The sequence below is a fragment of the Rivularia sp. UHCC 0363 genome (assembly GCF_034931125.1).
Taxonomy (GTDB): Bacteria; Cyanobacteriota; Cyanobacteriia; order Cyanobacteriales; family Nostocaceae; genus Rivularia.
Map to the genome: position 1 here is coordinate 106,189 of NZ_JAYGHM010000006.1, position 20,403 is coordinate 126,591.

General features: G+C 38.1%; 17 protein-coding genes. 9 read left to right on the top strand and 8 right to left on the bottom strand.

From position 1 onward, the window contains the following. Window positions 1-552: 552 nt before the first annotated feature. On the bottom strand, window positions 553-3,144 hold the full coding sequence (locus VB797_RS05505) for a M1 family metallopeptidase (protein ID WP_323236651.1): 2,592 nt from the start codon (window positions 3,142-3,144) through the stop codon (window positions 553-555). A gap of 394 nt (window positions 3,145-3,538) precedes the next feature. On the opposite strand from VB797_RS05505, the gene VB797_RS05510 reads away from it, so the two are divergent. From VB797_RS05510 to VB797_RS05520, 3 genes are all read left to right on the top strand, one after another. Next, the gene (locus VB797_RS05510; RefSeq protein WP_323236652.1) at window positions 3,539-5,176 is read left to right on the top strand and encodes a DUF3352 domain-containing protein; all 1,638 of its coding nucleotides are present in this window, start codon (window positions 3,539-3,541) and stop codon (window positions 5,174-5,176) included. Between the two features lie 227 nt (window positions 5,177-5,403). After that, on the top strand, window positions 5,404-6,324 hold the full coding sequence (locus VB797_RS05515; RefSeq protein ID WP_323236653.1) for a class I SAM-dependent methyltransferase: 921 nt from the start codon (window positions 5,404-5,406) through the stop codon (window positions 6,322-6,324). Window positions 6,325-6,954: 630 nt separating this feature from the next. After that, the gene (locus VB797_RS05520) at window positions 6,955-7,845 is read left to right on the top strand and encodes a fasciclin domain-containing protein (RefSeq protein ID WP_323236654.1); all 891 of its coding nucleotides are present in this window, start codon (window positions 6,955-6,957) and stop codon (window positions 7,843-7,845) included. Window positions 7,846-7,867: 22 nt separating this feature from the next. On the opposite strand, the gene VB797_RS05525 is transcribed toward VB797_RS05520, so the two are convergent. From VB797_RS05525 to VB797_RS05535, 3 genes are all read right to left on the bottom strand, one after another. Further along, on the bottom strand, window positions 7,868-8,026 hold the full coding sequence (locus tag VB797_RS05525; RefSeq protein ID WP_323236655.1) for a hypothetical protein: 159 nt from the start codon (window positions 8,024-8,026) through the stop codon (window positions 7,868-7,870). 29 nt (window positions 8,027-8,055) lie between these two features. Then, on the bottom strand, window positions 8,056-8,760 hold the full coding sequence (locus VB797_RS05530) for a TrkA family potassium uptake protein (protein WP_323236656.1): 705 nt from the start codon (window positions 8,758-8,760) through the stop codon (window positions 8,056-8,058). A gap of 511 nt (window positions 8,761-9,271) precedes the next feature. Next, complete coding sequence (locus VB797_RS05535; RefSeq protein ID WP_323236657.1) at window positions 9,272-10,606, bottom strand: TrkH family potassium uptake protein; 1,335 nt, start codon at window positions 10,604-10,606, stop codon at window positions 9,272-9,274. A gap of 169 nt (window positions 10,607-10,775) precedes the next feature. Here VB797_RS05535 and VB797_RS05540 point away from each other — a divergent pair, with 169 nt between their 5' ends. The 3 genes from VB797_RS05540 to VB797_RS05550 all read left to right on the top strand — a co-directional run bounded on the left by VB797_RS05540 (window position 10,776) and on the right by VB797_RS05550 (window position 13,222). Further along, a complete protein-coding gene (locus VB797_RS05540) occupies window positions 10,776-11,621 on the top strand; it encodes a methyltransferase domain-containing protein (RefSeq protein WP_323236658.1) in 846 nt (281 codons plus the stop codon). 135 nt (window positions 11,622-11,756) lie between these two features. Beyond that, window positions 11,757-12,695 carry a homogentisate phytyltransferase gene (locus VB797_RS05545; protein ID WP_323236659.1) on the top strand — a complete coding sequence of 313 codons (939 nt, stop codon included), beginning with the start codon at window positions 11,757-11,759 and terminating at the stop codon, window positions 12,693-12,695. A gap of 74 nt (window positions 12,696-12,769) precedes the next feature. Next, a complete protein-coding gene (locus VB797_RS05550) occupies window positions 12,770-13,222 on the top strand; it encodes a tetratricopeptide repeat protein (protein ID WP_323236660.1) in 453 nt (150 codons plus the stop codon). A 154-nt stretch (window positions 13,223-13,376) separates the two neighbouring features. Here VB797_RS05550 and VB797_RS05555 read toward each other — a convergent pair whose 3' ends face one another. Then, window positions 13,377-13,589 carry a hypothetical protein gene (locus VB797_RS05555; protein ID WP_323236661.1) on the bottom strand — a complete coding sequence of 71 codons (213 nt, stop codon included), beginning with the start codon at window positions 13,587-13,589 and terminating at the stop codon, window positions 13,377-13,379. 759 nt (window positions 13,590-14,348) lie between these two features. Between VB797_RS05555 and VB797_RS05560 the strand changes: the two genes are divergently transcribed. From VB797_RS05560 to VB797_RS05570, 3 genes are all read left to right on the top strand, one after another. After that, window positions 14,349-15,317: an LCP family protein gene (locus VB797_RS05560; RefSeq protein ID WP_323236662.1), complete on the top strand. Its 969-nt coding sequence runs from the start codon at window positions 14,349-14,351 to the stop codon at window positions 15,315-15,317. Between the two features lie 106 nt (window positions 15,318-15,423). Then, window positions 15,424-16,794: a cytochrome P450 gene (locus tag VB797_RS05565; RefSeq protein ID WP_323236664.1), complete on the top strand. Its 1,371-nt coding sequence runs from the start codon at window positions 15,424-15,426 to the stop codon at window positions 16,792-16,794. A gap of 217 nt (window positions 16,795-17,011) precedes the next feature. Next, window positions 17,012-18,340, top strand: a complete 1,329-nt coding sequence (locus VB797_RS05570) for a cytochrome P450 (RefSeq protein WP_323236665.1) — start codon at window positions 17,012-17,014, stop codon at window positions 18,338-18,340. 72 nt (window positions 18,341-18,412) lie between these two features. On the opposite strand, the gene VB797_RS05575 is transcribed toward VB797_RS05570, so the two are convergent. The 3 genes from VB797_RS05575 to VB797_RS05585 form a co-directional block, all read right to left on the bottom strand. Continuing rightward, window positions 18,413-18,880: a PAM68 family protein gene (locus tag VB797_RS05575; RefSeq protein WP_323236666.1), complete on the bottom strand. Its 468-nt coding sequence runs from the start codon at window positions 18,878-18,880 to the stop codon at window positions 18,413-18,415. Window positions 18,881-18,898: 18 nt separating this feature from the next. Beyond that, window positions 18,899-19,168, bottom strand: a complete 270-nt coding sequence (rpsO, locus tag VB797_RS05580; protein WP_323236667.1) for a 30S ribosomal protein S15 — start codon at window positions 19,166-19,168, stop codon at window positions 18,899-18,901. A 223-nt stretch (window positions 19,169-19,391) separates the two neighbouring features. Continuing rightward, window positions 19,392-20,219, bottom strand: a complete 828-nt coding sequence (locus tag VB797_RS05585; protein ID WP_323236668.1) for a cyanophycinase — start codon at window positions 20,217-20,219, stop codon at window positions 19,392-19,394. Between the last annotated feature and the right edge of the window lie 184 nt (window positions 20,220-20,403).

A 20,403-nucleotide genomic window follows, 5' to 3' on the forward strand; every position in this document is an offset into this window, starting at 1 on the left:
ACAAACTCTTGAACTAAATTTAAGCAATCCTTTACCAACAGCTTATAAATATCAATAACCTTGCAAATGTACGCAAAACAATTTTTATTTGTTTATAAAAATTTATCACGGTTTTCAAAAGTTTAATATCAATGGGTATCAAAAATCTTCAACTTAGCCGAATCTTTACGAAGATTTTATTTAAGAGGTATAAACTATTTCTTTGAATTATCGAATACGGATACTGCAAGGTATTTTTGTGTAACTGCAAACAAAAATAATCCGTAAGAAATTACAGGCTTTATCATAACTTAATATAGAGTTCGGTAGAAAGCCCCATATTAGGCTGTTGACTCTATAAGTAATTAACCTTTATTTTTTTTTGTACATTTTTATACAAATTGATACGGCAGCTAACTAATTCATAGTCTCCGACTGGGAACTCCTGTATGTAAGGCTTTGCCTCAAATATATTAAGAGGTAGAGCCTCCAGGCAGCCTTCAGAGGAGTTAATCAAAGGTATCTTTAGAAAAAAAATCCCAGCCGACCAGCCGGGAACGAGGAAAGACCTATTTATTCTGATGTCTTCGATTTTGCTTCCAAGTTTTCCAAACGACTTCTGAGTTCTTGGTTTTGCTGCTTAAGCTGTTCCAATTCGGAACGTAAATCGTTTACAGCACCTTCTGATTTAGTATTTTGAGCCACTTTATCAATTTCTTCTTCAGCATAACGACGCACGCGACCATCTGGGGTTTGTACGGCTAAAGTCCGTAAAATACCAATGGCTTTTTTAGTTTCCATTTGTCCGAGTGAAGATGCTACGGCAACTTGGGTTAAGAAGAAAGTTTCTTGAGCAAGTTTGGTTAATCTTTCCAAAATCCTTTCTAAATTCGAGTTACTTTGACCAACAGAAATTTTTCCTAAAGCACGAATTGCTCCCAAACGCAGAGGTTGCGGTACACCTAATTTGGTATAATCCAAGACTAAATTCAAAGCTGCTTCACTAGTTTTTAATTCAGCTAAACCTGTGATCGCGCCGTTTCTAACTACTTCATTCCAACCGGCTTTCGATTGCAAAATATGCTCAAATAGCTGCAATACTTCCGCTTCGTCGGGTTTCTCTTCTCCCATTGTCGCAGCAATGGAACCGATGGAAGCTGCTGCTGCGGATTCTACATAATAACTCTCATCCCCAGCTTGTGATAATTTCTTCAAGGCTTGATAGCTTTTTTCAGTTTTGATTTTACCAAGCGCTTGGACTACCGCTCGCCGCACATAGGGATTTTGATCTGACAAATATTCAATTAAAACATCAAACACTTGGTCTAACTGAACTTCGGCTAACTGCTTAACAACTTCTACCCGGACACCCCAAAAAGCATCATTTTTCAACGATTCCGATAAAGCTTTTACCGCTTCCAATCCGCTTTTCTTAGCTAAAGCAACCGCAGCATAAATCCGCGAAACGGGATTTGCATCGTGGAGTAACTGTGCTTTCAACTCCGGTATGGGATATTCCAAAGTTACAGTTTTGAGATAATGATTCCCCACATCAAAGCTGATAAAATCGGGTTTTTTGTCAACGGGGAAGTAAAAACTTTGTTCTTTCTCGTTTACTCGTACCGTAAATACTTTCAGGTCATGTGGTTCTACATAACCTAAACCAATGGGAATTTTGAGGTCAAATAAATTTTCGTTATTTTTATCTTCCGTAGCTACTTGAGTTTGAGTAACCGTCACCTTTGCTAAATTTGCATCCCCATCCCAAGAGTAAGCAACCTTAAAATCGGGATGTCCACCGCGATACACATATTGGTCAAAAAGAAACGTTAAATTACGACCAGTAGTTTCTTCAATTGCTCGTAATAAATCGATTGTTTCCACAGTTTGATGAGCATTATTGTTTACAAACGTAGCAATAGCTAGCCAAAAAGCATCATCTCCTAACTGCGATCGCAACATATGATAAACGCACGATCCCTTTTCATAAATATGGCGATCGTAAAGCTCAATAGCTTCTCGGTAGACGTGAGTTACCATCGGACGACGGTAGCGACTGCGATCTTCCGCAATATAACGGTTTGCTTGTCCCCATCGATAGTAATCTGCTTCTTGAGAACCATATTCATGCTCAGTCCACATCACTTCAGAATAACTTGCCATCCCCTCCTTGACCCAAGCATGAGACCAATGTTTAATTACTACTAAATCGCCGAACCACTGATGCGCTAATTCGTGAACAACCAAACTTTCGGAATTGCGGTTATCAACAGCTGCTTTTTCATCCAACAAACATCTATCTGTTAACAGCGTAGTCGAAGTATTTTCCATTCCCCCAAAGATGAAGTCATCAACGCAGACTTGAGCATATTTGGGGAAAGCATAGACATATCCGTACTTTTCGCTGAGAAACTCCATCATTTGAGGAGTTTTTTCCATAGTACGTTTAGCATCTGCCGATCGCGGTTTTTCTGCGTAATAAGTAACCGCTTTACCATGCCACTCGTCTTTTATTTCCGCAAAATCACCGACAGCAAGTGTCATTAAATAAGTAGGATGTACCTGCTTTTGTAACCAGTGATAAACTTTATTTTCCCCGTCTTCCTCAGCAGACACTAATTCACCGTTAGAAATTGCCATCAAACCTTTAGGAACCTTGACCCGAATTTCCGAAGTTGATAACTGACCGGGATAATCGAAGCAAGGAAACCAAAACCGCGAATCTTCGTCTTCTCCTTGAGTCCAAACTTGAGTTGGTTTATTGGGATAATGTTCGCTTGGTTGAATAAAATAAATCCCGCGCTGAGGTTTTTCCACCGAATAGCCGATAATAATTTCAACTCGTCGATTAACTTGAGTAGGGGAACTCAATTCAATATCAAGATGTTCGCCGTCATGATCGAACTTTTGGGCGGTTTCGGCCACAGCAACCGACTCAATATTTAAGTTGACAGCATCCAAACGTAAACGGTCTACACCGTCGCAAATCGGCGCTAAAGTTATTTTACAAGTACCGCGAACAACTTGATTTGGGATATCCAAACTCAGATCGAGAAAAATGTGCTTAACCTGTCCGGGGCGATCGGGATTATACTGCGGTTTTGCACCCGGTAAAAGAAAAGACTTATGACGCGGATTTTCGGTATCAAAATGTGAGTGCAACATCTATATCTGTTAACCTTATAATTGGTAAAATTTTGAATGTAGTTAAGAATAACAATTGGTGTTTTATTACCACTTGTGGAATATTGCGCTTTAACGTGAAAGCGTATTACTTATTTTAAGTCTCAAATGGTTTCCTTAAAGTATAAATACTTTGGGCAAGATTTTTTATCTTAATAGATTTTGCCAGATCTATAAATTTATAGTGTGTAGAATTACTAATTTTATCAGTAAATACCGATAATCTGGTAGATGAAATATGAAGTATTAAAAGTGAAGGAGAATTTAACCGCTAGTTAAATCTCTTGTATAGCGCAACATATTCGGAAAAATATCTGAGCTATAGATCGATACTTTTTATTCGATCAATGCCAACTTATGAAAAAGATAATACTGTATGTCTAAACTAAAGTCTAAATTTTTAATTCCTGCGATCGGTTCTGCTATCGTCTTAATTGGTGGTATCGCGACTTATTTGTATTTAAAGGGTGGACCATCTGGAGGTATTTCCGATGCTGCTGCAAGTGCCAAACTAGTTCCAGATGATGCGATGATGGCAACTTATATTGCTACAGATCCAAAACTTTGGTCGAAGTTGGAGCAGTTTGGTACTCCCGAAGCTCAAAAAATAGTTGCTGCGGGACTAAAGAGCTTTAATGACAATTTGTCAAACGATGATAGCATTACTTACGATCAAGACTTAAAGCCTTGGGTTGGTGGTGTAATGGTAGCGGTATTACCTCCACCTGCTGTTAAACCCGCACAAGATACCCAATCCTCGGAACCAAATATCTTGATGGTAGTAGGAATCAAAGATAAGGTAGAAGCTTTAAACTTTGCCAACAAACTCAAGCAGCAAAAAGGCGTTAAAACCAGCGAAATAGACTATAAAGGTCAGAAAATCCAGGAAACCAAAGGTACAAAAACTTCTACATACAGCACCATCTTAAATGACCGCGTATTGTTTGCTCCTTCTCAAAACGCAGTCCAGCAAGCGATCGACACATCAAAAGGAGAACCTTCTTTTTTAAGTAAATCAGGTGCTTCCCAAGTTATGGGAAATAATCTCAAATTAGAGAATACTTTGGCACAAATTTACGTACCCGATTATTCGGCTATGGTGAAAAATTTGATCGCGAATAATCCGCAAGCGCAACTACCACCGCAAACTTTAGAACAATTAAAACAAGTCAAATCCGTTGTTGCAGGTATTGGTGTTGATGATAGCGGAGTGCGGATGAAAGCAAACGCTAACTTAGACTCCCAACTAGTAAAATATGAATACGAAAAAACGCCTGGAAAAGTATTGTCCCAACTTCCCCAAAATACAATTGCTCTAATTAGTGGAGCAGGTATTAGTAAATGGTGGACGGGTTTCGCAGAACAAGCAAAAGACGCTCCCGAACTTAACGTCATGCTTCAGCAAGCAAGAGGACAATTACAGTCAGTCGGTCTAGACTTGGATAAAGATGTTTTCGGGTGGATGGATGGGGAATTTAGCATAGCTGCAATTCCTATACAAGAAGGATTATTAAAGCAAGTTGGATTCGGGGGTGCATTCTTGTTTCATACTGGCGATCGCAAAACCGCAGAAGCCACATTCAGCAAGTTAGACAATCTAGCTAAAGCCCAATCAATCCAAATAGATCGAAAAGACATCGACGGTAAAAACATTACGGAATGGCAAATCCCCGGACAAGGTGCATTACTAGCCCACGGTTGGTTAGATGATAAAACTGCCCTACTAGCTTTCGGCGGTCCTATAGCCCAAACACTTGCAAGCAAGTCATTACAACCCCTCAACAGCGGTCAAACTTTCCAAGGGATCGCAGCAACATTACCAAAAGAAAACGGCGGTTATTTATATATAGATATGGAAAAAGCTCTACCAGTGGTTAACCGTTTTTCCCCACCCACACCAGAAGCAACCGCAATCCTCAACTCAATTCGCGGAATCGGAGTTACCGCAACTAGTCCCAATAAATCCCTTACCCAAATGGAAATGTTATTAGCATTGAAAAAGAATCAGAAATAGGGAATTGAGGATTGGGAATGGGGAATTGGGAATTGGGAATTGGTAATTGGTAATGGGGAAGTTTTAAATTCATAACTCCTAACTCCTAATTCCCTTGTCCCCTTAGCTAAAATGTTTGTTAAATATTTTTTTCAACTTACGACATAATTTCGTTCAAGGCTTATGATTTTTACAGACAAACTTTTGAAAATGTTCCAAATCAACAAGTAAATTAACTAATATTACTGATGGTTCTCGCTACAAAAAATACTGTTCCACTATCTACACGCTTGATCAATGGATTGCTGGGAATTAAGCCACTGTACGGTATAGCCAAACATCAAGCCCGTCAAATGATGGTTAAACGCGGGGAAAGAATTGGTGTACCTTGGAAGAAACAAGTTGAAGAAATGAAAGCGATTGATTGGGAAAGTGAAATCAAGAAGATTGAAAATTCACGAGTTTCTTATCCCGATTACTATATGACTTCATTCCACGCTTATCAAGAAGGCAATCTTGGTTGGAAACCTGCTTTAGAATTAGAAGTTGCAGCTTTGACTGTTCACTCGACACTTTTTAGTAAAGCTGGTGAAATCGAAGGAGACTCAAAGCTACGCGCTTCTTTTCACGATCTGATTAAATCACAGATTCCCGAACCACAAGATATTTTAGATATGGCTTGCGGTGTCGGTTTAAGTACTTTTGCTTTACAAGAAACTTATCCACAAGCTAAAGTTACGGGTTTAGATTTATCTCCTTATTTCCTATCAGTCGCTAATTATCGATCGCAACAGCGTCAAGCCGATATTAATTGGGTTCATGGAGCAGCAGAATCTACAGGTTTACCGGATAGTTCGTTTGACTTAATATCGATTTTTCTAGCTTGTCACGAATTACCCCAGTCTGCAACTCGACAAATATTTACAGAAGCGCGACGATTATTACGTCCTAACGGTCATTTAGCAGTTATGGATATGAATCCTCAATCTGAAATTTATCAGAAAATGCCGCCTTATGTTTTTACTTTACTCAAAAGCACAGAACCTTATTTGGATGAATATTTCACCCTAAATATTGAAGAAGCTTTAGTTAATGCTGGCTTCCAAACTCCTACAATTACTCCTAATAGTCCCCGTCACCGGACTGTAGTAGCTCAAGTAATCAAATAGTCTGTAAGTTTTAGGAAATAGACACAATTATAATTTACCTTTGGTTATGCGATCGCAATACCCAGGGTAAATTGTCTATTTAGGTGACAAAATTATTGTGTTCTTGTGCGATCTATAACTTAACTGTTGTTGTAATTAAAATCATAAGTACTCGTGCAAAATAAATTAAACATTTCGTCTGGGGAGGGAATAGGGTTGGGGGGAATGTTTATATAATTCACGAGTAATTATATAAATAATTTTGCGTTAGTACTTATACAAATAAACTTTTCCAATTCACTATCTTTAATAAGAAATAATTTATTTACTCCAAAGTTAATTATATGACTTGCAATATTTTTTAATTTGGCTTGTGTCTACTTTATCTCAAGCAGCTTAAATGTATAAAAGCTATCAAGAACTATTTCGATATGCTAAAATAAATACAAAATACATAGTAGAACCTAAACAATTAAAGTGTCGCAGTATATTGCGATCAGTTTCCTCTGAGTAAATCATTTTTGGCAAATACTGTATCTCCAGCATTGTAATAAAGTAATAAAAATCAGACCTTACGGGTTAGATTTTTTGCCTAATAAAATGTTATAAGTCTTTAATGTAAAGTGTGGAATAAAAGCCAGATAAATCGACATGAAGGTATACCATTACAGCAATCTGCTGACCAAATTAACTGGCATTGTGGGAGTGACAGGCATCAGTTTACTGATGGGTTTGCCAGCGAGGGCAAATAACGCGCTCAATCCGAGTCCCAGTGTTTTCACAGAGGCTCCTTATAACCGTAGTCAAACAGTAGTTCCCTTGAATACTGATAACGAAGCAGCTATAGGGACACAAAAGAACGGTAAACCGACTAAAACATTATTGACACAAAGCGGTGGAGCGCTTAACCCCAGACCTAGCATTTTGGATGAGTGTCCTTATAACCGCGCTGCTTGTGGAAATAGAACACCTTCAACCGTGCCAGCACCAGCACCATTACCACCGTCAGATCCAGGAGCTACACCACCTTCCTCACCCGAAGAACTCCCAACAATACCTCCAACAACACCTCCAACAATGCCGGGTGCTGAAACAGAACCAACTCAACCATCCGCAGGAACTGAGAATCAGGATATTATCACCATAGCGGAGTCAAATCCTTCGTTTACTGTGCTAACTAAGGCTTTGAAAGCAGCAGGATTGGAAGAGACTTTAAAAGGAAAAGGTCCTTTTACAGTTTTTGCTCCTAGCGATGCAGCATTTGCGAAGTTGCCACAAGATGCCGTACAAGATTTATTAAAGCCAGAAAACAAAGAAGTATTGGTCAAAATACTTACCTATCATGTAGTACCGGGTATGGTACTTTCCACCGATTTGAAATCTGGTCAAGTCAAAAGCGTTGAAGGTGGACCAATTAGCGTTAAAGTTGACCCAGCTACAGGAGTACAGGTCAATGATGCTACTGTGGTTCAGCCTGACATTAAAGCTAGTAATGGTGTAATTCACGTCATTGATAACGTTATTTTGCCTCCAGATTTGTAAGATTGGGGTTAATAGACCAAATTTAATAATGTAAGGCGATCGCCGCAGCCGTGCAGCGATCGCGTTTGAACCGGGTTTTGATTTGAAAACTCGGTTTTTGTTTTGCTATGTATCTGTCGCTTAAGTCCGATACATCCACCAACTCATCTCGATCAAGACCAGATATCCCTTTGCAATCCATCAAAAAGGGACAATTGTATTTCACCCGCATTAAATCGGTAAGCGGCCTATATCTTTGTTATGACCAATCACCACCATTGCAGAACCTTTTTCGAGACGCTTATTGGGGTCTGGATTGATAATAAATTTTCCGCCATTACTGTTATTACTTATAGCCAGCACGTTCAAGCCATAGCGATTACGAAGCTGCAATTCTGCAACAGTTTTTCCGTCAAATTCTTTTGGAATCGTTATTTCAACAATGCTATTGTCAGGATCGAGGTCGAATGTATCTAATATCGCTGGTTTTGTTAATCTTTGTGCTAAAGCACACCCAGCTTCATATTCGGGAAAAACAACTCTATCCGCACCAACTTTTCGCAATAATTTGCAGTGAACTTCACTAGAAGCTTTAGCTACTACGTGAGGTACACCACCTTCCTTAACATTTAAAGTTGTAATAATACTTTCTTGGATATAATTCCCGATCGCAATAATTACGGTATCAAATTCAAAAATTCCTGCTTCTTTAAGTGCAGCGGCTTCTGTTGAGTCTAGCTGTAAAGCATGACCAGTTATTTCTTCCGTCAAGGCTTGAGATACCCGCTTTTCCTCAATATCCGTTGCTAATACTTCATAGCCTAACTTATGTAAAGTTGAGCAGACAGAACGGCCAAAGCGTCCTAATCCAATTACAGCGAATTGCTGATTACTTTTATTTAAGTTGCGAAAAAACCCTAATGACGACAGATTCACAGTTTATTATCCTTAATTATTGCTGTCTTTGCCTAGGTTATAAAATCGGTCACGATCAATAAAAAATATTTTTTTGACCAATTGTAATTATATTATCATTTCAGCTTAATTGAATCTATAGGAATCCGATCTAATTAAATAAATAATTAACACAAGTAATAGGTTAGGTGATGTACTGATTTTTTTTAAGTTATTTTTCAAAAGTTGATAAATCAGTCTGATGTATTGAACATATTTGTTTTATCTAAATTTTATTTATTCTGATATATCAATAATTAGATATTAGATAAAGGTCATATACGAATATAGAATTACTCCACAGAATTTTGTTAACATAGCCTGCGCTTGAAATACCTCTCATAAGTCAAGTCACAAATGTCAATCAAAGCTAATTTATAGATATTTTGTATGCATCAAAATATGAATTTCGTCAAATAAATAATTATTGGTTTACAGCGATAAATTATTATCTATAAAAGACAACTGTAAACCGATAAACTGTCCTCAACATTTATCCAACAAGTAAATTTTCTTCAGGATAATGAATTCTGCTGGGTTTGGGGTCTCCAAGTACAGCAGACATTAACAGTAAAACACCAACTCTTCCCATATACATAGTTAGAATTAATATTAACTTACCCCAGATAGAGATATTGCCTGTTATACCTGTTGAAAGTCCGACAGTTGCATAAGCCGAAACTACTTCAAACAAGATTTGAATAAAATCAAGGTTAGGGTCTGTAAGAGATATGAGAATAGTACAAAATATTACTACTGTTACAGAACCAACGACAACGCCAACAGCTTTTAAAATTAAAGATACAGCAATGCGGCGTTCGTAGAGCAAAACTTGTTCTTTACCTTGTAGAATTGATTTAGTACAGCTACTTAATACTCTTAGAGTTGTAGTTTTCATTCCTCCTCCAGTACCACCAGGACTTGCTCCAACAAACATAAAAGCAATGGTAATAAATAACCCCGCAGTTGTCATACCACCGATATCAATGCTGTTAAAACCAGCAGTTCTTGTAGTCACCGATTGAAATAATGCGGCTAATAATTGGCTGCGAAAGTTGAGATCGCCTAAAGTTTTGGTATTTTTTATCTCTACGAAGAAAAAGGCTAGAGTACCTAAAATTAATAAAAATATTGTTGTACTAATGGCAACTTTGTAGTCAAGGGATAATACAATATGACGCGGTATTTTACGTAAGCGATCGCGCAACCAAAAAAACATTTCTAATATTACTTGATATCCGATACCGCCGAATATAATTAATCCCGAAATAGTCAATACTAGTAATGTAGAAGAATTGTAATCGATCAAACTATTAGAAAACAAGCTAAAACCTGCATTGTTCCAAGCGCTGACACTGTGAAAAATTGCCAGCCACATTCCTTTTTGCCAGCCAAAATCCGGGACAAAAACGAGCAATAATAAAAAGATTCCCGTAATTTCAAACAGTAAAGTTGTGGCGATAATTGAGCGAATAATTTGACCGCTACCCTGCATTTCTCGTCGATCTAAGGATTGTTGAATGGCGATTTTGTGTCTTAAATCAAATCTACGTCCGGTCAACATGATTAAAAAGGTTGTAAATGTCATGTAGCCCAACCCACCGACTTGTGCAAGCAACATAATGCACAACTGACCCCAGAAGGAAAAATCGGTACCAGTATCAACTACAGCCAAACCCGTTACGCAAACCGCTGAAGTTGCAGTAAACAAAGCCACAACTGGGTCATTCCAGGTACCAGTAGCTGTAGAAAAAGGCATCATTAGTAGGATTGTTCCTACAAAGACTACTGCCAAAAAGCCAATGCAAATTTTTTGAGGAACGGTCATATAAAAGCTTGAACCACGAATTATTCCATCTTATTGCGGATGGAGTCTTTTTCCTTATGCCAACAAAACAGTTTGATTTAATTAATTTGATTTAATTAAAAACACACATGGTAGCCTACCAATATATGTATTTTATATTTTGCAACAGTCAAAACACATTATTTAATTCATGAGTGCCACACTAAGCCAGCAAATTCAGCAGTTCTACGATGCTTCCTCCGGTCTCTGGGAAGAGATATGGGGGGAACATATGCATCACGGTTATTACGGTGCAGACGGTAGGGAAGAAAAAAACCGTCGTCAGGCACAAATCGACTTAATTGAGGAGTTATTGCAATGGGCCCAAGTGCAGCAAGCTCAAAATATTTTAGATGTCGGTTGTGGTATCGGTGGTAGTTCTTTATATTTAGCGGAGAAATTTAACGCGACGGCAACTGGTATCACTTTGAGTCCGGTACAAGCACGAAGGGCTTCTGAGCGGGCTGTTGAATTTGGTTTACGAGGTAGAACCAATTTTCAAGTAGCAGATGCCTTAAATATGCCCTTCGAGGACAACAGTTTTGACTTGGTTTGGTCCTTGGAAAGCGGCGAGCATATGCCAGATAAAAACAGGTTTATGCAAGAATGCTACCGGGTACTCAAGCCGGGAGGAAAGTTGATTATGGTGACTTGGTGTCATCGTCCTACAGATGAATCACCTTTGAGTCCAGAAGAAAAAAAGCATTTAGAGCAGATCTATGAAGTTTATTGCTTACCTTATGTGATTTCATTACCCGAATATGAAGCGATCGCTCGTCTACTACCTTTACAAAACATCCGTACTGCCGATTGGTCGCAAGCTGTAGCACCTTTTTGGAATATAGTAATTGACTCGGCTTTTACCCCCAAGGCATTTTTTGGTTTACTGCTTGCTGGTTGGAAAACAATTCAAGGAGCGATGTCTTTGGGTTTAATGCGTGACGGTTACGAACGCGGTTTAATTAAATTCGGTTTGTTAACCGGGAATAAGGGGTAGGGGATAAGGGGATGGGGGGACAAGGGGAAGAATAATTCGCTTGCTACTCGTTACTCCCCATTTACAATTACCAATTACCAATCCCCAATTACCAATCCCCAATTACCAATCTAAAATCTAAAATCTAAAATTATTATGAGTCAAGTTTCACAAACAGGGTTGCAAAGTAGCTGGTTGTATGCTTTTTGGAAGTTTTCTCGTCCTCATACGATTTATGGTACGAGTTTGAGCGTTTTGGGATTATATGTTGTTGCGATTGCTTTAAATAATAGTATCCCATTCCAAAATTCTTCTTCCGTACTTTCTGTTTTAGGTGCTTGGGTAAGTTGTTTGTTGGGGAATGTCTATATTGTGGGACTCAATCAACTGCAAGATGTGGAAATCGACAAAATTAATAAACCTCATTTACCTGTTGCTTCTGGAGAGTTTACGCAACGCACGGGGGAGATAATTGTAGTTATTACGGGTGTTTTGGCGCTCTCGTTATCTTGGTTGCTAGGACCTTTTCTATTTGCAATGGTAGCTATCAGTTTAGCGATTGGTACGGCTTATTCTTTACCACCAATTCGTTTAAAAAGATTTCCTTTTTGGGCAGCAATTTGTATTTTTTCGGTACGAGGGGCTGTTGTTAATTTAGGATTATTTTTGCATTTTTCTTGGGTACTGCAAGCTAAACAATCGATTCCACCTGCGGTATGGGCTTTGACCTGGTTTATCTTGGTGTTTACAGTCGCGATCGCAATTTTTAAGGATATCCCTGATATGGAAGGCGACTTTCAGTACAACATCACTACTTTTACGATCAAATTGGGTAAGGAAGCGGTTTTTAATCTTTCTCGCTGGCTATTAACTGTTTGTTACGTTGGAATGATTTTGTTTGCAATATTGGGCTTTACACAAGTTAATTCAGTATTCTTGATCGCCACTCAATTTGTGTTTTTGGGTCTGATGTGGTGGCGCACTCAGCAAACTGATTTAGAAGATAAAAGTTCTATAGCTACTGCTTACAAGTTTATTTGGAAGTTGTTTTACCTTGAATATCTAGTTTTTCCGATTTCTTGTCTTTTGGGTTAGTGGTTTTTAATCTTTAATAATTTTGTAACTCCTAACTCCTCACTCCTCACTCCTAATTTTTATTAGTTTGTTTTATGTTAGAACTGCAATTAAATACCGTTGTTCCAGTTATTATAGTTATTTCAAGTATTTCTCTGCTAATTTATTTTGCGTGGAAGACTTTAATTACCTCTAATTTATTTCAAAAAGGACTCGAACTCTACCAACAAAAAGATTATCCAAATGCAGAAGCTGTTTTTCGTCGCGTAACTTCTATTAATTCTACTAATGATGTAGTTCGCTTACTTTTAGGCGATTCTTTATTGAAACAAGGAAAGGTCGAAGAAGCAATTGAAAGATATCAAGAGGTGATTACTCGCGCACCTAAAAAAGCAGATGCTTATTTACGTTTAAGTCGAATTTATATGCAGCAAGAAAAAAAATCTATAGCGATTGAATATTTGCAACAAGCTAAAGAAGTATTACAAAAACGCCAGCCGGAGAAAGCACAAGAAGTTAGTCAGTTACTAGAAAAATTGAATGAATAGGGAATGGATAGGAGATCTAGAAAAGGTTTGAATTATTAACTGCTAACAAATAAAAGTCTGCTAATTTTTATTCAGGTAGCAGGACGGAATTTGAATTTGTTTTGCAAATAACTTTTCAAAATATCTTTACTTAGAAAAAGACTTATTTACTGTTTTACTTTACAAACTTTTCTTGCTTGCGGTTTCCTACAAATATGCTGCCACTAACAGCTAATATTCCTAAAATAATGTTTGATTCAGGTACGCTTGCTTGTGAATATTTTCCTTCCTTGATGAGGAATGCATGGTTATCAGTTTCAAAAGAATCAGGATGAGCAACGGTCGCGATCGCACATAAAGCAGCAACAGTAAATAAGTTCTTAAGCATGAATATAATTTCTTTCTCTTTTGAGCCAATATCTAAATTATGCGTCGCATTCAACACAAAGGTTAGGTGATATTTACTTAAATAATAAATTTTTCTTTGGAAAAAGAAAAAGTATTATATTTTACGAAATAGTCAGTATTTTCCTAGTAGAACATCATTTTTTCACGCTCGTTATATAAGAAACAGTGAAGAGTTTGTATCTAGTATTATAAAGAAACAAAATTATAGTCAATTAATGGCGATCGCTTTACGGCTAGTTTAAGTTTTGGTCATGGGTTTGAGCTTGGGATGAAGAATAATCATCAATATACCTATATCTATATCTATATTTAGAATCATTCATCAATGTAAAAGTGAATTTGAAAGTAATTTAAAAGATGCTGCGGGAATGTTTTTAAACGCTCAATTTGGGTCAATCAAACCTTTTGGAACAGTGGTATTTGAAGATTTAACTTTAAAAAATGCTCAAGATATGAACCTAGAAGAGTTAGAAGTTGCAGTGAAGGTACTTAAATAATTACGAGAAAAGCTCAAACAAACAATTTTAAGTTAATTAGAAAAGAACAATTGATTAAGAGAATTATACTCATGCATATGAATGCGATATTACTGTAAGATTTTACGCAATTAACAGCAGCCGAACTGTAGTTATAAATTAGTAAATTTGAGTTATTTACCCTAATTTCATTTATGGAAAAATTTAAGGAATTGATTCATAAGGAAACCCAGATAAAAAGTAAGCGGGGGTTCTGGGGCAAAATGGGTATACTTGCCATAGTATCGGCTGTTGCAGGAGGGTCATTTGGAGTTTTTCTAAATACCAAACCGTTTATGCAGGCTAATCTGACCCCGGAAGAAGCGAAGTTTTTTCAAAGGAATTCTACTTTTGAAGGACAATTTTTACAGCTAAATCGTCCTGTAAATATTTTGGTAATGGGGATGAGCGTACTTCCTCCAGATACGCAAAATGCACCACAAGATACAAAAAGATTGGGATATTTACCGCAAGTAAATTCCTTTGATGGACTTTCAGATGTAATGTTATTGATTCGGTTTGATCCAAAAAATAAGCAGTTAAATATGCTTTCTATTCCTAGAGATACCCGCACGGAAATAGAAGGATATGGTTTAAGAAAAATTAATGCTGCTAATAACTTGGCTGGCGCTTATTTAAGTGCTAAAAGCGTCAGTAATTTATTAGGTAATGTAGAAATAGACGGTTATATTCGGATCAACGTTTTGGGAGTCGGTAAACTTGTTGATGCTTTGGGAGGTGTAACAGTTAACGTTCCTAAAGATTTGAAATATCAAGATGATTCTCAGCATTTATATATTAATCTTAAAGCCGGACAACAACATCTCAACGGCGACCAAGCACTACAATTATTACGCTTCCGTAACGATGGACAAGGCGATATCGGACGCATTCAACGGCAGCAGATGTTAATCAAAGCCTTGATAGAACAGTCATTAAACCCAGCAACATTAGCGCGATCGCCAATTATTCTCAGTACGGTTAAAGAAAATATTGATACAAACTTAACACTTGATAGTTTACTAACTTTAGTTAACTTTGGAGTCAAAATCGATCGCTCGAATATCCAAATGTTTACCTTACCCGGTAGAGTCAGCAGTAGACAAGAGTTTGCAGCTAGCTACTGGCTACCAAACGAAGAAGAAATCAAAGTGATGATGGCTCGTTATTTTGATTTTGGACTAAAAGAGTGAGGAGTTAGGAGTGAGGAGTTAATAATTACGAATTATCTCTCCTTCTCCCGGTGTCCAAAATCTTAAAAATAATTACTATTAACAAAAGATTATTTGGTCAAAGCCGATGAAATTACCAAACGGACCGCAAGCCCCTTCATTCATTCAAATGTTTCAGTTTATCGTCAATCCTTTATCGGTGCTGGAAAAATGCGCTAAACGCTACGGAGATATTTACACTTTAAATTTGAAATCTCCTGTGGTTTTTATTAGCAATCCGCAAGCGCTACAGCACATACTCACTAACGATACGAAGGATTTTAGCGTTCCATCAGAAGGAAACAAACCTTTTGAACCGTTGATGGGAAAGCATTCTGTAATTATGGCGAGCGGTAATGCACATCGTCGTCAACGTCAGTTATTGATGCCGAGCTTTCATGGCGATCGCATACGTTGCTACGGGGAAGTGATAAATCGGGTCACGTCGCAAATAATGAGTCAGTGGGAGGTTGGGAAACAATTTTCCGTCCGAGATGGGATGCAGGCTATTACCATGCGGGTGATAATGCAGGCAGTGTTTGGGATTTATGAAGGCGATCGCGCTACGGAATTAGAAAAACTTCTCGGTTCAATGCTGGATGCAGGAGGAAGTTCCCCTCTTAAAGCCGCTTTTTTAATTTTTCCCGTTTTACAAAAGGATTTGGGTGCGAAAAGTTATTGGGGTAATTTTCTCCGCGAGCGGGAACGAGTTTATCAATTGCTAAATGACGAAATAGAAGAACGTCGCGCTTCACCCGATGATTCGCGTACTGATGTTTTAAGTATGTTAATGGCAGCGCGGGACGAAAACGGTGAAGCCATGACTAATGTGGAATTAAGCGATGAATTGATGACTCTATTAACAGCAGGTCACGAAACTACAGCAACTGCTTTAACTTGGGCTTTGTACTGGATTCACAAATTCCCTGAAGTGCGGGAAAAACTATTAGCAGAACTCGATAATTTAAACGAAAATACTGACTTTAGTACCATCAATAAACTGCCATATCTCAACGCAGTTTGCAATGAAACCTTACGAATTTATCCAGTAGGAATACTTTTATTTCAGCGAAAGGTAGAAAAACCCGTTTCGTTGTGCGGTCACGATTTGGAACCAGGTACATTATTATATGGTTCTATTTATTCGGTTCATCAACGAGAAGATTTATATCCCGAACCCAAGAAATTTAAACCAGAACGCTTTTTAGAAAGACAGTTTTCACCCTACGAATTTATACCTTTTGGTGGAGGTGCAAGACGCTGTATTGGGATGGCGTTGGCTCAACTTGAAATGAAATTGATACTAACAAAGATTCTGAAAAATTTAGATTTGGATTTAATTGATAATGGTGAGATAAAACCTCAGCGTCGCGGTTTAGTAACTGGTCCAAATCGTCCGATTCAAATGCTTGTTAAAGGTAAGCGAGCGGTGAATCGCAGTTTAGAAACAGTCGGTTAAGATGCAGGGATTTTCTCGAAATTTGGTGCTTAACCGTTTCTTTATAAAGACGCGCTTAATTTAGCCTAACTGCGTAGGCTTTGTAATATCAGCCCCAGCCTTCTGGGCTGCGGGTATTTTAGCTATAAAAAGATATTAGAGATTAGAAAAGTGGGAGAATAGGACAGGGGAAAAGAATTCAAACTTTGACCTTTGACCTTTGAACTTTGACCTAAAGATGACAAATTCCTTAATCCAAACGCTACAGCTAATTGTTAATCCCACAAAGTTTTTTGATAATCAAGCGGCAAAATACGGGGATACTTTTACTTTACGAGTATTAGGTGTAAATTCACCACCAGTTGTGTTTTTTAGCAGTCCCCAAGCTATTGATGATTGTTTCGCAATTCCTGCTAAAAAATTAGATTTTAAAAAAGCTACTCACGTATTTAAACCTTTATTTGGTAGTGATTCCATCGTTTTTCAAGAAGGTAAATCGCACAATCGTCAAAGACAATTATTAATGCCTCCCTTTCACGGCGATCGCCTTAATTCTTACGGAGATATAATAATTCGGATTACTCAAGATGTAACGCGCAATTGGCAGGTTGGCAATACCGTTTCCATGCAGCAAGTAATGCCGGATATTACTTTACAAATTATCCTGCAAGTGGTATTTGGAATTACTCCAGGGGAACGTTACGATAAGTTAATCAAATTACTAACTACGCTATTAGATGATATTACAAAACCTTGGTATTCCAGCTTGTTTTTCTTTCCTCCTTTACAGCAAGATTTCGGAAAATGGAGTCCGTGGGGAAATTATCTCAAAAAACGCGAAGAAATTGATCGATTAATCTATGCAGAGATTTCCGAACGTAGAATTAGTCGCGAAAATTTGGATACAGATATTTTGAGCTTATTAATGTCAGCGAGTGACGAAGAAGGGGGGAAAATGACAGATAAAGAATTGCGCGACCAACTAGTTTCTTTACTACTTTTGGGTTACGAAACCACATCTGGAGTTTTAGCGTGGTTATTTTATATGATTCACTCGCATTTAGAGGTAAAAGATAAATTAATCCAAGAATTACAAGATTTAGATAATAGTAATTTCTTACAAATAGCTCAACTACCCTATTTAAATGCAGTTTGCTGCGAAACTATGCGACTTCACCCCATCGCTTTGATTTGCACTCCTCGGATGGCTGTAGATCGAGTAGAAGTTGCGGGAGAAAAATTTGATTCGGGTACAGTTTTGGTTCCCTGCATATATTTAGCTCATCGTCAGGAAGCGACTTATCAACAACCAGATAAATTCATTCCCGAAAGATTTCTCAATCAAAAGTTTTCTGCATTTGAATATCTACCTTTTGGGGGAGGTTATCGCGGCTGTATCGGTTCCGCTTTTGCAATGTATGAAATGAAGTTGATATTAGCGACGATTTTATCCAGATTTAAATTGGAATTAGCCGAACAAAAACCAGTAAATCCAGTGCGTCGAGGGATTACTATTGTTCCTAGCGGTGGAGTGTCGATGAAAGTTGTGCTTTGCGATCGCAGCTAAATCTCGAATTTAAAGTTTTAATTAAAATCAAGTATGAAGAATGAAATTTGCATAATTCATCCTTCATCTTATTTATACTTTTTTTTGCCGAGTTTCGCGCCAACCTGCTACCATTCGTCCCCAATTGGTAGTAAACTCGCTCAAACCGAGCCTAGTCCCCACTCTGTGTTCATCCCAAGAAGCGGAAAGAACTCCATAACTAATTCCCAATACTCCCAAACCAAACAGTCCCATATTGACAAGCAATACCAGTATCGGAGGAAGCTTGATGTCAGTGTAGATGATCAGCAAATAGCTCGCTACTAAAGTCAGAATACCTAAAATGGTTGGTACTCCACATAACCAAGCTACTCGTCTAACCATCCGCTGGCTAACAACTTGAGGAATAGCCATTTCCTGTTTAGTAAAAGGAGGTTTTTTTTGCTTTGAGTCCTCAGACAATTTTTCATTAACTATTGGCACTTGAGCCTTCTTTTTGACCGGCTTTTGGCGCTTTTTCTCAGGTTCAAAAGGTAAGCGGTTGCGTTCATCGGCAGACATAATCAGCGGCTCTTTTATTTATCCACGAATACCGAGACTTTGAATTAAAGTTTTATAACGTTCGCGGTCTCCACTTTGAATATAAGCCAAAAGACGCTTACGTTGACCAATCATTTTCAATAGTCCCCGACGGGAAGAATGGTCTTTTTTATTAATTTGCAAATGTTTGCTCAAGCGGTTAATGCGATCGGTAAGCATCGCAACTTGTACTTCACCAGAACCAGTATCGGTTTCGTGAACTTGGTATTGGGAGATTAATTCTTGTTTTCGCTCTTGTGTTAGGCTCATAAATCGACTTTTTTCTTTAATCTAGGCAGCAATCTCTAATATTATCACAGCCGTTTGGCAGTGGGATTAATTAAGAGGGGAGATGAGGGGATGGGGGGATGGGGAGATGGGGAGATGGGGAGATGAGGGGATGGGGAGATGGGGGGACAAGGGGACAAGGGGAAATAATTATTACTAACTCTTAACTCTTAACTCTTAACTCCTAACTCTTAACTCCTAACTCCTAACTCCTAACAACTAACTGATTCAAAATCGGTTTACGAGTTTCTAAATCAAATTCATATCCTCGTGGTAGGATATGCAGCTTTGCACCGCAAATCGCCAAACCTTCATCGATTAAAATATTCTCAATATTGCTGTGAGTCAGATCTGTATGGTCAATTATAGTAACAGCACCTTCTCCAATCACTTTAATTTTGTTATTTACAACTAACATCCCGGTATTTTCATCAATTCCAAATCCTAAAACTGCTTGTTGTTGCTGTGCTAAAGCTGAAATCAAACGTCCCATACGGGCGCGTTGCGAAAAATGCTGGTCTATAATCACTCCTGGGAAAAAACCCATTCCGGGAGACATTTTGACAATTTCCATTCGGGGATGTGTTTCGGAATCACCATCAGAAATCATCATATCTGGCATTATCGCAGCCCCAGCGCTGGTACCTGCTACTATTATTCCTTCAGAAAAGCGTCGGTGAAGCGCTGCATCCAATCGAGTATCTTTAATCGTATTGACGATTCTGGCTTGATCTCCTCCAGTAAAGAATACACCAGTAGCTTTCTCAATATCTTGCAATGCAGTCGAGGAATCTGCATCTTCTTTGCTTCTAGTATCAATTATGCGGGCATCTTCTATACCCAACTGCTCGAATACGCGAATATATTCCTGTCCTACTTCTATGGGTAAGTCAGTTGCAGATGTAATAATTACAACTCTTGCTTTCGCTCCTCCTGCGTAACGAATAAATTCTCGCAGAAGCTCGCATTCACCTTGTTTATCTTCCGCACCGCCAATAATTAACAGCGCCCCACAAGTGCTATTCTGCGCCATTTACCCTCCGAATATTTATTTTTAAATAAATATAGTATTTTATTCTTTAATATTATAATTTAAATCTTAACTTTTTATATTATGTACTTAAATATACAAAAGTAATTAATCACATCTGGTAAAGGCAGTTATCAATTCTTAGACGATTAAAAAAGCTTTTGACTACCAGCGAGCGAGACGGTTG

Coding starts and splice junctions, on each gene's coding strand:
- VB797_RS05505 (WP_323236651.1), bottom strand. CDS start 3,144: ATGTTGCACTCACATTTTGATACCGAAAATCCGCGTCATAAGTCTTTT.
- VB797_RS05510 (WP_323236652.1), top strand. CDS start 3,539: ATGTCTAAACTAAAGTCTAAATTTTTAATTCCTGCGATCGGTTCTGCT.
- VB797_RS05515 (WP_323236653.1), top strand. CDS start 5,404: ATGGTTCTCGCTACAAAAAATACTGTTCCACTATCTACACGCTTGATC.
- VB797_RS05520 (WP_323236654.1), top strand. CDS start 6,955: ATGAAGGTATACCATTACAGCAATCTGCTGACCAAATTAACTGGCATT.
- VB797_RS05525 (WP_323236655.1), bottom strand. CDS start 8,026: ATGGATTGCAAAGGGATATCTGGTCTTGATCGAGATGAGTTGGTGGAT.
- VB797_RS05535 (WP_323236657.1), bottom strand. CDS start 10,606: ATGACCGTTCCTCAAAAAATTTGCATTGGCTTTTTGGCAGTAGTCTTT.
- VB797_RS05540 (WP_323236658.1), top strand. CDS start 10,776: ATGAGTGCCACACTAAGCCAGCAAATTCAGCAGTTCTACGATGCTTCC.
- VB797_RS05545 (WP_323236659.1), top strand. CDS start 11,757: ATGAGTCAAGTTTCACAAACAGGGTTGCAAAGTAGCTGGTTGTATGCT.
- VB797_RS05550 (WP_323236660.1), top strand. CDS start 12,770: ATGTTAGAACTGCAATTAAATACCGTTGTTCCAGTTATTATAGTTATT.
- VB797_RS05555 (WP_323236661.1), bottom strand. CDS start 13,589: ATGCTTAAGAACTTATTTACTGTTGCTGCTTTATGTGCGATCGCGACC.
- VB797_RS05560 (WP_323236662.1), top strand. CDS start 14,349: ATGGGTATACTTGCCATAGTATCGGCTGTTGCAGGAGGGTCATTTGGA.
- VB797_RS05565 (WP_323236664.1), top strand. CDS start 15,424: ATGAAATTACCAAACGGACCGCAAGCCCCTTCATTCATTCAAATGTTT.
- VB797_RS05570 (WP_323236665.1), top strand. CDS start 17,012: ATGACAAATTCCTTAATCCAAACGCTACAGCTAATTGTTAATCCCACA.
- VB797_RS05575 (WP_323236666.1), bottom strand. CDS start 18,880: ATGTCTGCCGATGAACGCAACCGCTTACCTTTTGAACCTGAGAAAAAG.
- rpsO (WP_323236667.1), bottom strand. CDS start 19,168: ATGAGCCTAACACAAGAGCGAAAACAAGAATTAATCTCCCAATACCAA.
- VB797_RS05585 (WP_323236668.1), bottom strand. CDS start 20,219: ATGGCGCAGAATAGCACTTGTGGGGCGCTGTTAATTATTGGCGGTGCG.